General features: G+C 60.7%; 16 protein-coding genes and 1 riboswitch. Of the genes, 9 read left to right on the top strand and 7 right to left on the bottom strand.

The window, feature by feature from the left end; genetic code table 11:
- Positions 1-3: 3 nt before the first annotated feature.
- From thiS to dnaK, 5 genes are all read right to left on the bottom strand, one after another.
- Positions 4-198 carry a sulfur carrier protein ThiS gene (thiS, locus tag M3P21_RS16740; RefSeq protein ID WP_249711717.1) on the bottom strand — a complete coding sequence of 65 codons (195 nt, stop codon included), beginning with the start codon at positions 196-198 and terminating at the stop codon, positions 4-6.
- Entirely contained in the window at positions 182-1,159 is a 978-nt protein-coding gene (locus M3P21_RS16735) for an FAD-dependent oxidoreductase (protein WP_249711715.1), read from the bottom strand. The genes thiS and M3P21_RS16735 overlap by 17 nt, the downstream gene beginning before the upstream one ends.
- Positions 1,156-1,959 (bottom strand): bifunctional hydroxymethylpyrimidine kinase/phosphomethylpyrimidine kinase, encoded by an 804-nt coding sequence (gene thiD / locus M3P21_RS16730; protein WP_249711714.1) that lies wholly within the window; start codon positions 1,957-1,959, stop codon positions 1,156-1,158. The genes M3P21_RS16735 and thiD overlap by 4 nt, the downstream gene beginning before the upstream one ends.
- 44 nt (positions 1,960-2,003) lie before the next feature.
- A riboswitch (TPP riboswitch) is annotated at positions 2,004-2,104 on the bottom strand.
- A gap of 115 nt (positions 2,105-2,219) precedes the next feature.
- Positions 2,220-3,368: a molecular chaperone DnaJ gene (gene dnaJ, locus M3P21_RS16725; protein ID WP_249711713.1), complete on the bottom strand. Its 1,149-nt coding sequence runs from the start codon at positions 3,366-3,368 to the stop codon at positions 2,220-2,222.
- A 75-nt stretch (positions 3,369-3,443) separates the two neighbouring features.
- The gene (dnaK, locus tag M3P21_RS16720) at positions 3,444-5,354 is read right to left on the bottom strand and encodes a molecular chaperone DnaK (protein WP_249711712.1); all 1,911 of its coding nucleotides are present in this window, start codon (positions 5,352-5,354) and stop codon (positions 3,444-3,446) included.
- A gap of 216 nt (positions 5,355-5,570) precedes the next feature.
- Here dnaK and M3P21_RS16715 point away from each other — a divergent pair, with 216 nt between their 5' ends.
- Positions 5,571-6,173 (top strand): alpha-ketoglutarate-dependent dioxygenase AlkB family protein, encoded by a 603-nt coding sequence (locus M3P21_RS16715; protein WP_249711710.1) that lies wholly within the window; start codon positions 5,571-5,573, stop codon positions 6,171-6,173.
- A gap of 9 nt (positions 6,174-6,182) precedes the next feature.
- Here M3P21_RS16715 and M3P21_RS16710 read toward each other — a convergent pair whose 3' ends face one another.
- Both M3P21_RS16710 and M3P21_RS16705 read right to left on the bottom strand, forming a co-directional pair.
- Positions 6,183-6,758, bottom strand: coding sequence for an SH3 domain-containing protein (locus M3P21_RS16710; RefSeq protein ID WP_249711708.1), 576 nt, complete (start codon positions 6,756-6,758; stop codon positions 6,183-6,185).
- Between the two features lie 17 nt (positions 6,759-6,775).
- On the bottom strand, positions 6,776-7,597 hold the full coding sequence (locus M3P21_RS16705; protein WP_373320058.1) for an ABC transporter permease: 822 nt from the start codon (positions 7,595-7,597) through the stop codon (positions 6,776-6,778).
- Positions 7,598-7,717: 120 nt separating this feature from the next.
- Here M3P21_RS16705 and cysQ point away from each other — a divergent pair, with 120 nt between their 5' ends.
- The 8 genes from cysQ to M3P21_RS16665 all read left to right on the top strand — a co-directional run bounded on the left by cysQ (position 7,718) and on the right by M3P21_RS16665 (position 16,565).
- A complete protein-coding gene (cysQ, locus tag M3P21_RS16700; protein ID WP_249711704.1) occupies positions 7,718-8,515 on the top strand; it encodes a 3'(2'),5'-bisphosphate nucleotidase CysQ in 798 nt (265 codons plus the stop codon).
- Positions 8,515-9,315, top strand: a complete 801-nt coding sequence (locus M3P21_RS16695; protein WP_249711702.1) for a 3-deoxy-manno-octulosonate cytidylyltransferase — start codon at positions 8,515-8,517, stop codon at positions 9,313-9,315. The genes cysQ and M3P21_RS16695 overlap by 1 nt, the downstream gene beginning before the upstream one ends.
- A 25-nt stretch (positions 9,316-9,340) precedes the next feature.
- On the top strand, positions 9,341-10,324 hold the full coding sequence (galE, locus tag M3P21_RS16690; RefSeq protein WP_249711700.1) for a UDP-glucose 4-epimerase GalE: 984 nt from the start codon (positions 9,341-9,343) through the stop codon (positions 10,322-10,324).
- Positions 10,325-10,328: 4 nt separating this feature from the next.
- Positions 10,329-11,378 (top strand): glycosyltransferase family 2 protein, encoded by a 1,050-nt coding sequence (locus tag M3P21_RS16685; protein WP_249711698.1) that lies wholly within the window; start codon positions 10,329-10,331, stop codon positions 11,376-11,378.
- Positions 11,379-11,453: 75 nt separating this feature from the next.
- Complete coding sequence (locus tag M3P21_RS16680; RefSeq protein WP_249711696.1) at positions 11,454-12,215, top strand: FkbM family methyltransferase; 762 nt, start codon at positions 11,454-11,456, stop codon at positions 12,213-12,215.
- Between the two features lie 226 nt (positions 12,216-12,441).
- Positions 12,442-13,428, top strand: coding sequence for a glycosyltransferase family 2 protein (locus M3P21_RS16675; protein ID WP_249711694.1), 987 nt, complete (start codon positions 12,442-12,444; stop codon positions 13,426-13,428).
- Positions 13,425-15,125, top strand: coding sequence for a DUF5927 domain-containing protein (locus M3P21_RS16670; protein WP_249711692.1), 1,701 nt, complete (start codon positions 13,425-13,427; stop codon positions 15,123-15,125). Before M3P21_RS16675 ends, M3P21_RS16670 begins: the two co-directional genes overlap by 4 nt.
- Before the next feature lie 6 nt (positions 15,126-15,131).
- On the top strand, positions 15,132-16,565 hold the full coding sequence (locus M3P21_RS16665) for a sulfotransferase domain-containing protein (protein ID WP_249711690.1): 1,434 nt from the start codon (positions 15,132-15,134) through the stop codon (positions 16,563-16,565).
- Positions 16,566-16,647 lie beyond the last annotated feature (82 nt).

Genomic DNA, 16,647 nt, shown 5'->3' with positions numbered 1-16,647 from the left:
CGCTCAGCCCCCCTGCATCGGCGCGAGAATTTCGACGCGGTCGCCATCGGCAAGCGCGAGGTCGATGCGAGCGGAGGAGCCAACGAAGACCTCGTTCACCGCCGTCGCTACCCGGCCGGAATAGCCGCATTCAGCCAGCAGCTCGGACAGGGTTGTGGCCGCCACCTCGCGGGGGTCACCGTTAACGATGATCTTCATCGACAAACTCCGAATGTGTGTTCTCAAGCGCCAGATCAGCCACACCTTGCGCCAGCGCCGGAGCCAGCAGATAGCCGTGCCGATAGAGGCCGTTGGCAAAGATGCGCCCGTTCCTGCGCCGGATGCGGGGCAGGTTGTCGGGGAAGGCGGGGCGCAGATCGACACCAGTTTCCAGTATTTCGGCCTCACCAAAGGCCGGGTTCAGCGCAAAGGCGGCGCTGAGCAGTTCCAGCACGGACCGGGCGGTGATCCGCGTCTTGTCCTCGCTTTCGATCATGGTTGCGCCCAGCATGAAAATACCGTCACCACGCGGCACCACATAGAGCGGGATGCGCGGATGCAGCAGCCGGATCGGTCGGCGGAGCGTCACATCGGGACAGCGGATGACCAACATCTCACCCTTCACGCCGCGCAGATCAGTGAGTTGGTCGCGGGCGGCATAACCCCGGCAGTCGATGGCATTGTCGAGCGTCTCGGGCGCGGGTTCGGCGTGGAAAGCGACACCTTTCGCCACAAGCGCCTCGCGCAGGCTTTGCAGTGCGTTGCGGGGGTCGAGATGTGCCTCTTGCGGGAAATGCAGCCCAGTTTCAAACTCGCTCAGAGCCGGCTCTAACTTGGCGATTTCGTCACGATTGGCCTGCGCGTAACCCTCGGTGCGGCGCGCGAAGCGGCGCAGGTCCGGCAAGTCGCGGCGATGGGCCACCACCAGCGTACCCGCGCGGTCCACTCGCATGTAACGTGCCCACCAGTCGATGGCGGTCTGGCCGTGGCGCAGCACCGGTTCCTCGGCGTTTTCATACTCACACCAGGGCGCCAGCATGCCCCCCGCCCACCAGGAACATCCATGTGGGCCGGGCGGGCCCGCAGGGTCAAAGACCTGCACCTGCGCGCCGCGGGCGGTCAGCTCGGTCGCAACCGACAGACCGGCGACCCCGGCCCCTATGACGGAGTGCAGCGTCACCCCTGCCAAACCTGATGAAAGTGATGCACAGGTCCGTGGCCCTGCCCGATCTTCAGATCGTCGGCTTTCAGGATGGCACCCTGAAGATATCCATGCGCGTGCTGCATCGCCTCGTCCAGATCCTGCCCTTTCGCAAGCCCCGCCGCGATGGCCGAGGACAGCGTGCAGCCGGTGCCATGGGTATTGATCGTGTCGCGGCGCGGCGCGGTGTAATCGGCCAACAGACCCACACCATTCACCAGCATGTCGTGACAGACCGGACCCTCGGCGTGACCGCCCTTCATCACCACAGCCTGCGCACCCAATGCGACCAGGGCCTGCGCCTGAGCGAACATCTCGTCCTGCGTTTCAGCTGGTTTGACCTTAAGCAGACGCGCCGCTTCGGGCAGGTTCGGGGTGATGACAGTGGCGCGCGGGATGAGCACATCGCGCAGGATCGCCACCGCTTCATCCGCCAACAGCGCATCGCCGGATTTGGCGATCATCACCGGGTCAAGGACAACGGGACGATCAAAGCCGCGAATAGCATCCGCAACCGTGGCGATGATCTCGGGCGAGGCCAGCATGCCGATCTTGATCGCGCCCACGTCCAGATCGCAGAGCACCGCGTCGATCTGCGCCGTGATCACATCCGGCGGGATGCCGTGGACGGCGGTCACGGCTTGGGTGTTCTGCGCGGTGACGGCGGTGATGACACTGGCACCGTAGACGCCCAGCGCGGACATGGTCTTGAGGTCGGCCTGAATGCCCGCCCCTCCTCCGCTATCGGATCCGGCTATGGTCAGGGCGATCGGCGTCATCCATTGCTCTCCCGCTTTGGGGGACAATGGGCGGTGGGCACGCTCGATATTCTGAGACCGTTTCCTACGCCGGCATTGCCCGGTTCAGGTTCGATGGGTTGACGCAGATGCGGCTCTCAGCCCGGAGGCACCCCAACGGTTTGCGCGTTCATCTCAGGGTCACGGCAAAGAATCAAGAGGAGAAATGACGTTGCGTTACACGATCAAAACAAAAGAGCCGGCCCCAAGGACCGGCTCTGATACAGGGGATTTCGCAAGTTTCAGCCCTTCATGCCATCCCAGAAGGATTTGACAGAGGAGAAAAAGCTGTTCGATTCCGGGTTGTTGTCATCGCTGATATCCTCGAACTCGCGCAGCAGTTCCTTTTGCCGCGCGGTCAGATTGACCGGGGTTTCCACCGCCAGCTCAATGAACATGTCGCCCACGCCAGCACCGCGCAGTGCCGGCATGCCTTTGGCACGCAGACGCATTTGACGACCTGACTGGCTGCCCGAAGGCACCTGAACCCGGCCCCGACCACCGTCAATCGTTGGCACTTCGATGGATCCGCCAAGCGCTGCCTTGGACATCGAGACCGGCACCCGGCAATAGAGGTTCACGCCATCGCGCTCGAACAGATCATGCTGCGCGACCTCGACAAAGATATAGAGATCACCCGGAGGGCCGCCGCGCATCCCGGCCTCGCCCTCGCCCGCCAGACGAATCCGTGTGCCGGTTTCGACGCCCGCCGGAATATTGACCGACAGCGCGCGATCCTTTTCGACCCGGCCTGCGCCCTGACAGGATTTACAGGGGTTCTTGATGATCTGGCCCAGACCCGAACAGGTCGGGCAAGTGCGTTCAACGGTAAAGAAACCCTGCTGCGCCCGCACCTTGCCCATGCCGGAACAGGTCGGGCAGGTGCTGGGTTCGACGCCGCCCTCGGCCCCGGTGCCTTCACAGCCGGAACAGGCCACGGCAGTTGGGACATTGATGGTTTTTTGCAGACCTGAATAAGCATCTTCAAGCGAGACACGCAGATTATAGCGCAGGTCCGAGCCGCGCGCCGCGCGGCGTCCGCCACCACCACGCTGACCACCCATGAAATCGCCAAACAGATCGTCGAACACATCCGAGAAGGCGCTGGAGAAGTCGCCGCCGCCAAAGCCGGCACCGGGACGACCGCCGCCGCCACCCATGCCACCCTCAAAGGCAGCATGACCAAACCGGTCATAGGCCGCCTTTTTCTCGGCATCCTTCAGGACTTCGTAAGCTTCGTTGGCGTCCTTGAACTGCGATTCCGCGTTGGGATTGTCTTTGTTGCGATCGGGATGAAGCTCTTTGGCCTTTTTGCGATAGCCCTTCTTGATCTCATCCGCCGAAGCGCCTTTAGCAACGCCGAGCACATCGTAATAGTCGCGTTTTGACATCCGATTTTCCTTCTGCCTCAACGAGTATGGGCCGGTCCGGATACCGGACCGGCCCAATCAGGCACGGTTGACCCGTTAGTTGCGCTTGTCGTCGTCGAGATCTTCGAACTCGGCGTCCACGATGTCATCCTCGCCCGGCGCTTCGTCAGCAGCGGTCGGTTCGTCATCGCCTTCTTCCTGGCTGGCCTTATAGATCGCTTCGCCCAGTTTCATGGCCGCTTCGGTCACGTTCTGGATGCCCGATTTGATCTTGTCGGCATTTTCGGTCTCAAGCTCGTCCTTGAGCGCCGCAATCGCCAGTTCGATGGCCTCGACCGTGGTCGGATCAACCTTGTCGGAATGCTCTTCCACCGATTTTTCGGTCGAGTGGATGAGGCTTTCCGCCTGGTTCTTGGCCTCGATCAACTCGCGGCGTTCCTTGTCGGCTTCGGCGTTGTCCTCGGCGTCCTTGACCATCTGTTCGATGTCTTCGTCCGACAGACCACCCGAGGCCTGGATCGTGATCTTGTGTTCCTTGCCGGTGCCCTTGTCCTTGGCCGACACGGACACGATGCCGTTGGCGTCGATGTCAAAGGTCACCTCGATCTGCGGCATGCCGCGCGGTGCGGGCGGGATGTCTTCGAGGTTGAACTGACCAAGGATCTTGTTGTCCGCAGCCATTTCGCGTTCCCCTTGGAAACAACGGATGGTCACTGCGTTCTGGTTGTCCTCGGCGGTCGAAAAGACCTGAGACTTTTTCGTCGGGATGGTCGTGTTGCGGTCGATCAGACGGGTGAACACGCCACCCAGCGTCTCGATGCCCAGGCTCAGCGGGGTCACATCCAGCAGAACCACATCCTTGACGTCGCCCTGCAGAACACCGGCTTGAATGGCGGCGCCCATGGCGACGACTTCGTCCGGGTTCACACCTTTATGCGGCTCTTTGCCGAAGAATTTGGTCACTTCCTCGACCACTTTCGGCATCCGGGTCATACCACCGACCAGAACCACTTCGTCAATGTCACCGGCCGAAAGGCCTGCGTCTTTCAGAGCAGCGGCGCAAGGCTTCATCGAGGCCTTGATCAGGTCGCCCACCAGCTGTTCCAGCTTGGCGCGGGTCAGCTTCATGACCATGTGCAGCGGCTGGCCCGAGGACGGATCCATCGAGATGAACGGCTGGTTGATCTCGGTCTGCGAAGTCGAGGACAGTTCGATCTTGGCCTTTTCAGCGGCTTCCTTCAGACGCTGCAGGGCCATCTTGTCTTTCGACAGATCGACGCCGTTTTCCTTTTTGAACTGGTCCGCCAGATAGTTGACGATCCGCATGTCAAAGTCTTCACCGCCCAGGAAGGTGTCGCCGTTGGTCGATTTCACTTCGAACAGACCATCGTCGATTTCCAGAATGGTCACATCGAAGGTACCGCCACCAAGGTCATAAACCGCGATGGTCTGGGTCTCTTCCTTGTCCAGACCATAGGCCAGCGCAGCGGCTGTCGGCTCGTTGATGATGCGCAGCACTTCCAGACCGGCGATCTTGCCCGCATCCTTGGTGGCCTGACGCTGGGCGTCGTTGAAATAGGCCGGAACGGTGATCACCGCCTGGGTAACTTCCTCGCCCAGATAGCTCTCGGCGGTTTCTTTCATCTTGCCCAGGGTGAAGGCCGAAATCTGGCTGGGCGAATATTTCTCGCCCTTGGCTTCGACCCAGGCGTCGCCATTGCCGCCATCAACGATGGCGAAGGGCACCATTTTCTTGTCTTTCGCAACCGCCGCGTCGTCGTACCGACGACCGATCAGGCGCTTGACGCCAAACACGGTGTTGTCGGGGTTGGTGACCGCCTGGCGTTTCGCCGGCTGACCGACCAGACGCTCTTCATCGGTGAAGGCGACGATCGAGGGCGTGGTCCGCGCCCCTTCTGCGTTTTCGATAACCTTGGGCTGCGAGCCGTCCATGATGGCGACACAGCTGTTTGTGGTCCCAAGGTCGATCCCAATAACTTTGCTCATGCGTTTCGATCCCTTTCTGTCTCAAGGCGATGTCCCGGGACCCGAACCCGTTGTGGCATTCAGATCCCGATTCAGTGTTGCGCGACAGCACTACACCATCGCGCGTCCCGGCGTATATAGGGGTCGGGCACAGGCGCTGCAAGCACTCTGAAACGCGGGTTTTCACGAATCTGTGCGCTTTTTGGCAAGGCTTTGGCAAGGAATGGGAAGTCGGGGATGAACAGGCTGCTTTTGCGCGGGTTCGATATCAGGAAGGCGCATCTGGATGCGGTCGCTCAGGCGGGTCTGGTTGATGTGCTGCGACCGATTCTGAAAGCGGCGCCGCTGATCGCTCCGGTGACGTTGCGGGGCCAGAAAATGTCGGTGCGCATGACCTCGGTCGGAGACGTCGGATGGATCACCGACGCCGCCGGGTACCGGTACGAGGCGCACCATCCAAAAGGGCAGCCCTGGCCGGCGATCCCTGAGCGCGTGCTGCGAATCTGGCAAGAAGTGACCAGGCTGGACCGGCAGCCCGACAGCTGCCTGGTCAACTATTACGGCGATGGCGCGCGGATGGGGCTGCATCAGGACAAGGACGAAGCCGACTTCTCCTGGCCGGTCGTGTCGGTGTCGCTGGGCGACGACGCGCTGTTCCGCATCGGCAACACCACGCGCGGCGGCAAGACGGAATCGATCTGGCTGAATTCGGGCGATGTGGTGGTGATGGGTGGGCCTGCGCGGCTGACCTATCACGGGATCGACCGCATCCGCTTTGGCTCGTCCCGATTGCTGCCCAAGGGCGGGCGCATCAATCTGACCCTGCGGGTGGTGACCTGACGGAACGGCTTAGCGCGGTGCGATCGAGCAACAACCGGTCAGGAAGCGGTCGTCATCCAGAATCAGATCGATCTCAAGCGCAAAGGCGTTGTCGGACATGCCGTCGGAACACTCCGCCCGTCGGATGATTGCCTGTCCGCTGTCGCCCAGCGCAAATCTCAGGCGGTCGGAATAGCCCATGGCCGGTTGGCGGGCACCCGCGCTCAGCGCCGCTGGTTCGGCGTCGAAGAACCGAAACTCCGCCGTGCTACCTGGATCCGCGCTCAGCGACCAGAACGGTTCGGTTCCGTAACAATGCAGCGGGCCGGGATAATCCGCGTCAAAACCGGGGCCCTGTGGTGCCAGATACCGCATCGAAACCCAGCCACCATGTTCCATGACATTGACCCGACCCCAGCTGCCGCTGCTGTCGCGCCGCACGATTTCAACCTCACGCGCATCCGGGGCCAGCGCACCGATCTTGTCGGCACCGGCGCGTGGGTCGCTGCGAATGTTGAGGACATCGTCGGCGGCAACACCCGTCACCGCATAAAGCCGCGGCCATGGGTCCGCCGCGATAACCTGCCCTGTCATCAGCAGAGTCATCAGGGCGAACACCTTCCTCATCGCTTGGCGTACCAGCTGGCCGACACATGGCGACGGGTATAGAATTCACCCATCAAGCCCAACATGATCAGCACCACACCAACGCCAAGCGCATAATGCCAACTGGTGACATGCGGGGAATAGTTTCGGAAGGCAAAACCGCGACTTTGATCGATGATGTGAAATAGTGGGTTCCAGTCGAACACAGCCAGCATCGAAGCCGGAATGGTGTTGGCGATAAACATCTTGCCCGACGCGATCATCTGCGCACGGCGATACACTGTCGACATGATCCCGACCGTTGTCGGAAACCAGGGCTTTATCGACATGAACAACAGCCCGACCGCGCATCCGGTGAACCATGCCAGCAACAGCATTCCAAAGGCACCGGCGGGGTTCTGAATCTCGACCGCGCCGAACACCGCGTGATAACCGAACAGGATCAGAAGCACCGTCAATATGTTCACATAGAGGATTCCCAACGCCGAGGCGCTGATCGAGATGATGGTGTTCATCGGCGCATGCAGCATCATGGGGCTGGTCGGCCCTTCCGCCCCCATCACCGCTGCGACCGCCTTGACATGTGTCATGAACAGAAAGATGCCGGTCAGCAAAAACAGCACGAAATCCCCGCGCAGCGGCGCGGTTCTTATCCCGAACAGCTGGAACATGAAGTAGAACGCCGCCACCATGACAAGGACCTGCAACATGTTCTGCCCCAATGCGATAAAGGCATTGTTGTGCTTGGAGCGCACGCTGCGCGCCACCGAATGAAAGACCAATTCGGCCATTGTGAGCGCGCCGCTCAGCAGAGATGTATTTCGGCGGTATCGAAACACGTTTGGCTCGTCCCGTAATGCTGCCCAAAAACTCGCACGGAAATCTTGCCGTTCCGTTACAGGAACAGCATAAGAGCACCAATGCGTCAGAGCAACAAATCACAAGATCGGAGCATTTTTGTGACTTACGAAGATCTAATTCCCGTCATCCGGCGGCTGGCAATCGAAGCCGGGGACAAGATCATGGAGATCTACAACTCCGACGATTTCGACGTGAAGGTCAAATCCGATGACAGCCCGGTCACCGAAGCGGATGAGGCAGCTGACGCATTGATCTCGGCCGGGCTGCGTGCCGCTTTTCCCGATATCCTGCTGGTGACCGAGGAACAGGCGGCCTCGCATTCCACCAAGGGCGACACCTTTCTGATCGTCGACCCGCTGGACGGAACCAAGGAATTCATCCATCGGCGCGGCGACTTCACTGTCAACATCGCACTGGTCGAGAATGGCGTGCCAACGCGTGGTGTGGTCTATGCCCCCGCCAAGGATCGCATGTTCTACACGTTGCCCGATGGCCAATCGGTTGAAGAAACCGGCGCGCTGGACAAGGCGGCACCGGGCGCGACCGCACCGATTTCGGTTTCAGACGCGGACAATTCCGCGCTGATGGTGGTCGCCTCGAAATCGCATCGCGATCAGGCCACCGACGACTACATCAACAAATACAGCGTCAAGGACAGCAAAAGCGCGGGATCATCGCTGAAATTCTGTCTGGTCGCCACTGGCGAGGCCGACATCTATCCCCGCGTGGGCCGCACCATGGAATGGGACACCGCAGCGGGCCACGCGGTTCTGGCAGGCGCAGGCGGCAAGGTGGTGCGCTTTGACACCCATGAACCGCTGGCCTACGGCAAGGACGGCTATGCCAACCCGTTCTTCATCGCCTATGCGCCCGGTGTCGAGTTGAAAGAAGCCTGATGTCCGTCCTGATCGTCATCCCCGCGCGCTACCCCTCGACCCGCTATCCCGGCAAGCCCTTGGTCCCGCTCACAGGCGCGACCGGCAAATCGCAGACCCTGATCGAACGCTCCTGGCGTGCGGCTTGCGCCGTCTCGGGCGTGGACCGTGTTGTGGTGGCGACCGATGATGATCGGATTCGCGACGCCTCAGAGGCTTTCGGGGCCGAGGTCGTGATGACCTCGGACACCTGCCGCAACGGCACCGAACGCTGTGCCGAGGCGCACGCCGCGCTGGGTGGCGATTATGAGATCATCGTGAACCTGCAGGGCGACGCGCCGCTGACCCCGCATTGGTTTGTCGAGGATCTGGTGGCGGGCCTGCGCAACAGCCCCGGTGCCGGTGTCGCGACCCCGGTGTTGCGCTGTGACGGCGCGGCGCTCAACAGCTTCCTGCATGACCGCAAACACGACCGGGTTGGCGGCACCACAGCAGTGTTCTCGGCCAATCACACGGCCATGTATTTCTCGAAAGAAGTGGTGCCCTACACCAGCCAGACCTACGGTGATGACGCAGCCACACCGGTCTTTCACCATGTCGGCGTCTATGCTTACCGGCCCGAGGCGCTGTCCTCTTACCCGGACTGGCCGATCGGGCCGTTGGAACAGCTGGAGGGGCTGGAGCAGCTCAGGTTCATGGAACAGGGCCACCGGGTGCTCTGTGTCGAGGTCAAGGCGCGCGGCCGTCAGTTCTGGGAGCTGAACAACCCCGAGGATGTGCCCCGGCTGGAAGCGATGATGAAAGATATGGGGCTCGAATAGGGCTCTAACAAAGGCAGAGCAGGTCATGACAAATATATTGGTAACCGGGGGCGCGGGCTATATCGGCTCGCATGCCTGCAAGGCGCTGGCCGCAGCGGGGTTCACCCCCGTCACTTTCGACAATCTGGTCACCGGCTGGCAGGACGCGGTCAAATTTGGCCCGTTTGAGCAGGGCGATTTGCTGGACCGGGCGCGGCTGGACGAAGTTTTTGCCACCTACAAACCCGCCGCCGTGATGCATTTCGCCGCCCTCAGCCAGGTGGGCGAGGCGATGTCACAGCCGGGACGCTACTGGACCAATAACGTGACCGGCTCGCTGAACCTGATCGAGGCGGCAGTGGCGGCGGGCTGCCTGGATTTCGTCTTCTCCTCGACCTGCGCCACTTACGGCGAGCATGATAATGTGGTGCTGGACGAAGACACGCCGCAACTGCCGCTCAACGCTTATGGGGCCTCGAAACGCGCCATCGAGGATATCCTTGTGGACTTCGAAGCAGCACACGGGCTGCGCCATGTGATTTTCCGCTACTTCAACGTTGCGGGTGCCGACCCTGAGGGAGAGGTGGGCGAATTCCACCGCCCCGAAACCCATCTGGTGCCGCTGATGCTGGACGCCATTGACGGCAAGCGCGCCGCGCTGACCGTGTTCGGCACCGATTACGACACGCCAGACGGCACCTGCATCCGCGATTATGTGCATGTCTGCGATCTGGTGGATGCCCATGTGCTGGGTTTGGGCTGGCTGCGCGAGGGCAAGGGCAGCCGGGTGTTCAACCTGGGCACAGGCTCGGGCTTTTCGGTGCGCCAGGTGATCGATCATTCGAAATCGGTCACCAATCGCGAGGTTCCTTACGAGATCGGATCGCGCCGGGCGGGCGACTGCACCAAACTGGTCTCGGGCTCGGTCCGCGCGCTGCAGGAATTGGGCTGGAAACCGGAGCGGTCGAAACTGGACCGGATGATCGCTGACGCCTGGCGCTGGCATCAAAACGGGCACTACGAGAAGTAACGCAATGCGCGCTGTCGCCTCCGCCCCGCCGACCGCGATAGGCTGGAAAGACGCCTATCGTTTGCGGTGGAAGCGGCGGCGATTGCTTTGGCGGTCCTGGCGCAGTCGCCACCACTTGCGCGCGCTGGTGGACCGGACCACGCAGATCAGGCCGGATGATATCCTGCTGGTTGCCACCATGCGTAACGAGATCACGCGATTGCCGCACTTCCTGGACTATTACCGCAGGCTGGGCATCGACCACTTCCTGATTGTCGACAATGACAGCGACGACGGCACCTCCGAGTTGCTGCGCGACCAGCCGGATGTGTCGCTGTGGCACGCGGCGGCCTCTTACCGGGAGGCCCGGTTCGGCCTGGATTGGGTGACCTGGCTGCAAATGCGGTACGCGCATGGGCACTGGGTATTGATGGCCGATGCGGACGAGCTGCTGGTCTTTGCCCATTGCGACCGTTCCGGATTGCGCGATCTGACCGGATGGCTCGACGCGCAGAACCGGCCTGTGTTTGGCGCGCTGATGCTGGACCTCTACCCCGAAGGGCCGATCGGCGCGCAAAGCCATGACCCGGAGACCAACCCGCTTGACGTGGTGAACGGCTTCGATCCGGGCCCCTATCGCGGGCAGTGGCAGGTGCCGCTGGGCAATCTCTGGGTACAAGGTGGCGCCCGTGAACGGGTGTTCTTTGCCGACCGTCCCGAACGCTCGCCCACGCTCAACAAGATCCCGCTGATCCGCTGGTCGCGGCGATATGCATACGTGAATTCCTGCCACTCGATCCTGCCGCGCAACCTGAATTTCGCCTATGACGGACCCGGAGGCACTGCACCTTCGGGCGTCTTGCTGCACACGAAATTCCTGCCCGAGATCCTGCCCAAATCCGCCATCGAACAACAGCGCGGGCAGCATTTCACCCATCCCGAGGAATTCGGCCCCTATTACGACCGGATTGCCGCCGCCCCGACTCTCTGGACGCGGCAATCGCAACGCTATGAGAACTGGCAAAAGCTGGAGCGGCTGGGCCTGCTGAATAGCGGCGGCTGGGATGGGCGGTGACAGGTCTCGACCTTGCGGCGCGATCTGGATATGGCAGGTCGGAGCCGCAAACACCAAAGACAAGAGAGGCAGCCCATGCTCACCAAAGCGCGTAAGATGTTCTACCGCGCGCGCGGCCATTACAACGGCACCCTGAACGGCGAACCGTTCCGGCTGGACCCCTATCATTCGAAATTCTGGCGCAAAGCCTCGACCGGCAATTGGGAGCGCGACACCTTTGCCGTGCTCGACCAGCATCTGTCGCCCGACCGTGACTATGTGGATATCGGCGCCTGGATCGGCCCGACTGTTCTTTATGCCGCACGGCGCGCCCGTCATGTCTGGTGTTTCGAGCCTGATCCGGTGGCCTATCGCCATCTGATCTGGAACTTAGAGTTGAACAATATCCGCAATGTCTCGGCCTTTGGCGTGGCGCTCTGGAAAGACACCGGCGTTGTCCGCATGGCCAGCCTCGGCGGTGAGGCAGGCGACTCGATGACCTCGGTGCTGGGCGATCCGGAACGTGGCACCGAGGTGATCAGCGCCACATGGGATCAGATCGTGCAAGCGGTTGATCTGAGCGGTGTTTCGTTGGTCAAAATGGATGTCGAGGGGGCAGAGTTTTCGCTGCTGCCGACGCTTTTGCCCTGGCTGAAGACGCAGCGCCCAACGCTCTATCTGTCGACCCATGCGCCCTTTCTGGATGAGGGCACCCGTCAAGACGCCATGCGCGGGTTGTCCGATGGTCTGGCGTTCTATCAACATTGCGAGGCCGATGGCGCACCAAGTCCCACCGCGCAAGCAATGCAAACCCCGCGCGCGCTTGGCCAGTTTCCCAGCTTTCTGTTCAGGGGGTGACGGGTGGGAAAAATTTCCCCGCGACCCCGTTTCACTCGTCACATAGGCACGCGAGGCGTGGCACAAAAGCCAAAATGATAACGCATTTTAACCCCATTAATATTCAATACGGTTAAATGGGCTATATGTTGCATCATCGCTCCATGCCGGGTGGCTCCGGTCAGGGCCAGTCCAGGCGTACCACTCGAAGGTTGGACATATCGTGAGTCTGTGGGATTCCTATCGTATGAGGTTGCGGCGTCGGCGCCGTCTTTTGCGCTGCCTTCGGAAAGGTCGCGAGCTATCAAAGGTTCATGACAATACCAGTGCGATCAAACCCGGCGATGTTCTGCTGGTCAGCACCATCCGCAACGAAAAGATCAGGCTGCCCTATTTCCTGAAATACTATCGCGAAATGGGCATCGACCATTTCCTGCTGGTCGACAATGACAGCAGTGACGGCACGCTGGAATATCTGGCGGGGCAAAGCGACATCTCGGTCTGGCACACGCGCCACAACTACCGTCGCGCGACCCACGGCGTCGACTGGATGAACTACCTCAAGCGCAGCTATGCGCATGGCCACTGGACACTGGTTGTCGATCCGGACGAGTTCTTTATCTATCCGTTCTGCGACACCCGCCCGATCCAGGCGCTGACCGACTGGCTTGAAGGCTCCTCGATCCGCAGCTTCGGGGCGATGCTGGTTGATGTCTATCCCAAGGGAAAGCTGGGCGATGTCCCCTATCAGCCCGGTCAGGACCCGTTGGAAATCGCGCAATGGTTCGACAGCGGCAATTACTCGATCACCAAAAACCCCACTTATGGAAATCTGTGGATCCAGGGCGGACCGCGCAGCAGGGTATTCTTTGCCGACAGGCCAAAGAAAGCCCCCGCGCTAAACAAGATTCCGCTGGTCAAATGGCACCGCAAATACGCCTATGTCAGCTCCACCCATACCCTGTTGCCGCGCGGGTTGAACCAGGTCTATGAGGAATGGGGCGGTGAAAAAGCCAGCGGCGCGCTGTTGCACACAAAGTTTCTGGACACATTCTCGGCCAAGGCAAAAGAAGAGGTGCAGCGCAATCAGCACTATGCCAATTCGGCCGAATACCACGCCTATGAAAAGGCAAGGCAGGACCTGCCGGACATGTGGTGCAAGTGGTCCGAACGATACATCAATTGGCGCCAGCTCGAGATTCTCGGCCTCATGTCCAAGGGGAACTGGGCATGAGCAGCGTCGGCATCGTCATGCTGGTCCATAGCGCGCTGGATCGAGCCGAGCAGGTGGTGCGTCATTGGCGCGCAGCTGGATGCCCGGTCGTCATTCACGTGGACCGGAAGGTGCCCCGCCCGATCTTCGATGCCTTCCGCACCGCCTGTGCCAACGACCCGCAGATCCTGTTCAGCAAGCGCCACACATGCGAATGGGGCACCTGGGGTATTGTTGCCGCTTCGCAATCCGCCTCGGAAATGATGCTTGAGACGTTTGCCGATGTGCGCCATGTCTATCTGGCCTCGGGGGCCTGCCTGCCGCTGCGCCCGGTGCAGGAATTGATCGACTACCTGGCCGACCGGCCCCATACCGATTTCATCGAAAGCGCCACCACCGCCGATGTGCCTTGGACCGTTGGCGGGTTGGACAGCGAAAGATTCACGCTGCGTTTTCCGTTCTCGTGGCGTAAAAACCGGTTCCTCTTCGACAAATTCGTCGCATTTCAACGCGCACTGGGCCTGAGGCGCGATATCCCCGAAGGGTTGACGCCTCATATGGGCAGCCAGTGGTGGTGCCTGACCCGTCAAACCCTGTCCGCGATCCTTCAGGACCCCAACCGCGCGCGCTATGACCGATACTTCCGGCAGGTCTGGATCCCCGACGAAAGTTACTACCAGACACTGGCGCGACAATATTCCAGCCGTATCGAAAGCCGCTCTCTGACCCTGTCGAAGTTTGATTTCAGGGGCAAGCCGCATATCTTCTACGACGATCACCTGCAGCTCTTGCGGCGGTCCGACTGCTTTGTGGCCCGCAAGATCTGGCCGCGTGCCAACCGGCTCTATCAAGCATTTCTGACCGAACAATCCGAGGCGATGAAACGGGCTGAGCCCAATCCCGGCAAGATCGACCGCATCTTTGCCAAGGCGGTAGAGCGGCGCACCCGCGGTCGCGACGGATTGTATATGCAAAGCCGCTTTCCAAGACACGGCAACGAAAACGGGCTAACATCGAACCCCTATTCTGTCTTTCAAGGCTTTACCGAGCTTTTCGAGGGTTTCGAACCCTGGCTGAAAAAGGCGACCGGGATGCGCGTGCATGGTCACCTATTTGCACCCGACCGGGTCCAATTCGCCGGTGGTGACACGATGATAAACGGCGCGCTCTGCGACAACGCAGTGATGCGCGACTACAACCCCACCGCCTTTCTGACCAACCTGATCTGGAACACGCGCGGTGAGCGGCAATGTTTCCAATTCGGCCCCGGCGATACTCAGTCGATCAACTGGTTGGTGGCGCGCGATACCAATGCGCAGATTTCGGTGATCACCGGTGCCTGGGCGGTGCCGCTGTTCCGATCGAACCGAAACTTCGCCGATCTGCGTGCCGAAGCCGCGCGCCTGCAAAAGATCGAAAGCGAGCATCTGAATATCCTGCGCTCGCCGTTGACCAAAGCACGGGTACGGATCTGGACAATGGCGGAGTTCGTGGAATCCCCGATGGAGCCGGTGCAGATGATCATCGACGAGATCGCCACGGCCCCCACGCACCGACTGACCGAAGCCCCGAAAATGGTTGATCTGACCGGCTTTGGTCAATTCCTGCAAAACCTCAAGAACCAGGGCATGCATCCTTACCTGATGGGCGATTTCCCGGTCGAGCCGGACCTGGTCAGCCAGCCCAGGCCGCTGCGCAAACCCTATCTGGTGCGTTGACGCGACATGCCCGCCGATTTCAACTATTTCATCGTCTTTGCCGAGATGCGCACCGGCTCGAATTTTCTTGAGGCCAACTTGAATGCACTGCCCGGCGTCACCAGTTACGGAGAGGCGTTCAATCCTCATTTCATTGGCGGCCCGAAATATTCCGAGATTCTGGGCATCTCGCAAAAGGCGCGCGACCAGGACCCGCTTGCCCTGCTTGCCGCCATCCGCGATATCCCCGACGCATTGGGCGGATTTCGGTATTTCCACGATCACGATCCGCGGATTCTGGACCCCGTTCTTTCCGACCCGCGCTGCGCCAAGATCATCCTGACACGCAACCCGCTGGACAGCTATGTTTCGTGGAAGATCGCGCGCGCGACCAAGCAATGGACGCTCACCAACATCAAGCGCCGCAAGGAAGCCAAGGCCAAGTTTGACGGGCCGGAATTTCTGGACCAGGTCGAAACCAACCAGTCCTTTCAGATCACCTTGCTGAACGCGCTGCAAAAGACCGGGCAGACGGCGTTCTATCTGGCCTATGAATATCTGCAAAACGTCGAGGTATTGAATGGTCTGGCGGCCTGGCTTGGCGTTGACGGGCGGTTAAAGGACGTGGATCAGAGCCTGAAACGGCAAAACCCCGAACCGGTCGAAGCCAAGGTGTCGAACCCGCGCGCGATTGGGAAAGCTCTGGCAGAGTTGGACCGGTTCAACCTGACCCGCACGCCAAATTTCGAACCACGCCGGGGTCCGGCGGTACCGGGCTATGTGCTGGGGGCGGAAACGCCGTTGATGTTCATGCCGGTGCGCGGCGGGCCCGAGGCCGAGGTCCGGCAATGGATGGCCGCGCTGGATGATGTGCCCGTGGGCAACCTGACCTCTGGTGCCAATCAGAAAACCATTCGGCACTGGATGCGGGAACGCCCTGAACACCGCCGCTTCACGGTTCTGCGCCATCCTTTGGCCCGCGCACATTCGGTTTTTTGCCGCCAGATTCTGTCAACTGAATCAGGCAGCTATCTGAGGATCCGACGGTTGCTCAGGAAGTTCCACAAGATCCCGCTTCCACCCGAATCGCCCGATGAAAACTACTCCAGGGACGATCACCGCGCCGCGTTCAAGGCGTTTCTGGGCTTTCTCCGGCAAAACCTGGCAGGGCAGACTTCGATCCGGGTGGATGGGACCTGGGGCAGTCAGACCGAAACGCTGGCGGGTTTTGCCGGTTTTGCCCTGCCGGATATGGTCCTGCGTGAAGATGAGATGCCTACGCAACTGCCCGCCCTTGCCCAGCAATTGGGCCGCACGGACGCACCGGTGCCAAAAACTGCCGACGATGATGCGCCTTATGCTCTGGCCGATATTTATGATGCCGATCTGGAACAGGCCTGCGCCGAAATCTATCTGCGCGACTATATCCAGTTTGGCTTCACCGAGTGGCGCGCGCCCTAAAGCGTTTCGGTTTGAACTTGAATCGCGAGTGGTTCCCTTGAGGTTTCAGATGTGATTCATCTTCTTTGGGAGGATGGATTAG

It is taken from the genome of Ruegeria spongiae, assembly GCF_023502395.1.
Taxonomy (GTDB): Bacteria; Pseudomonadota; Alphaproteobacteria; order Rhodobacterales; family Rhodobacteraceae; genus Ruegeria_C; species Ruegeria_C spongiae.
This window is presented reverse-complemented; position numbering and strand designations above follow the sequence as displayed.

Coding starts and splice junctions, on each gene's coding strand:
- galE (WP_249711700.1), top strand. CDS start 9,341: ATGACAAATATATTGGTAACCGGGGGCGCGGGCTATATCGGCTCGCAT.
- M3P21_RS16665 (WP_249711690.1), top strand. CDS start 15,132: ATGCCCGCCGATTTCAACTATTTCATCGTCTTTGCCGAGATGCGCACC.
- dnaJ (WP_249711713.1), bottom strand. CDS start 3,368: ATGTCAAAACGCGACTATTACGATGTGCTCGGCGTTGCTAAAGGCGCT.
- thiS (WP_249711717.1), bottom strand. CDS start 198: ATGAAGATCATCGTTAACGGTGACCCCCGCGAGGTGGCGGCCACAACC.
- M3P21_RS16685 (WP_249711698.1), top strand. CDS start 10,329: ATGCGCGCTGTCGCCTCCGCCCCGCCGACCGCGATAGGCTGGAAAGAC.
- M3P21_RS16695 (WP_249711702.1), top strand. CDS start 8,515: ATGTCCGTCCTGATCGTCATCCCCGCGCGCTACCCCTCGACCCGCTAT.
- M3P21_RS16670 (WP_249711692.1), top strand. CDS start 13,425: ATGAGCAGCGTCGGCATCGTCATGCTGGTCCATAGCGCGCTGGATCGA.
- M3P21_RS16715 (WP_249711710.1), top strand. CDS start 5,571: ATGAACAGGCTGCTTTTGCGCGGGTTCGATATCAGGAAGGCGCATCTG.
- M3P21_RS16680 (WP_249711696.1), top strand. CDS start 11,454: ATGCTCACCAAAGCGCGTAAGATGTTCTACCGCGCGCGCGGCCATTAC.
- M3P21_RS16710 (WP_249711708.1), bottom strand. CDS start 6,758: ATGACTCTGCTGATGACAGGGCAGGTTATCGCGGCGGACCCATGGCCG.
- dnaK (WP_249711712.1), bottom strand. CDS start 5,354: ATGAGCAAAGTTATTGGGATCGACCTTGGGACCACAAACAGCTGTGTC.
- thiD (WP_249711714.1), bottom strand. CDS start 1,959: ATGACGCCGATCGCCCTGACCATAGCCGGATCCGATAGCGGAGGAGGG.
- M3P21_RS16675 (WP_249711694.1), top strand. CDS start 12,442: ATGAGGTTGCGGCGTCGGCGCCGTCTTTTGCGCTGCCTTCGGAAAGGT.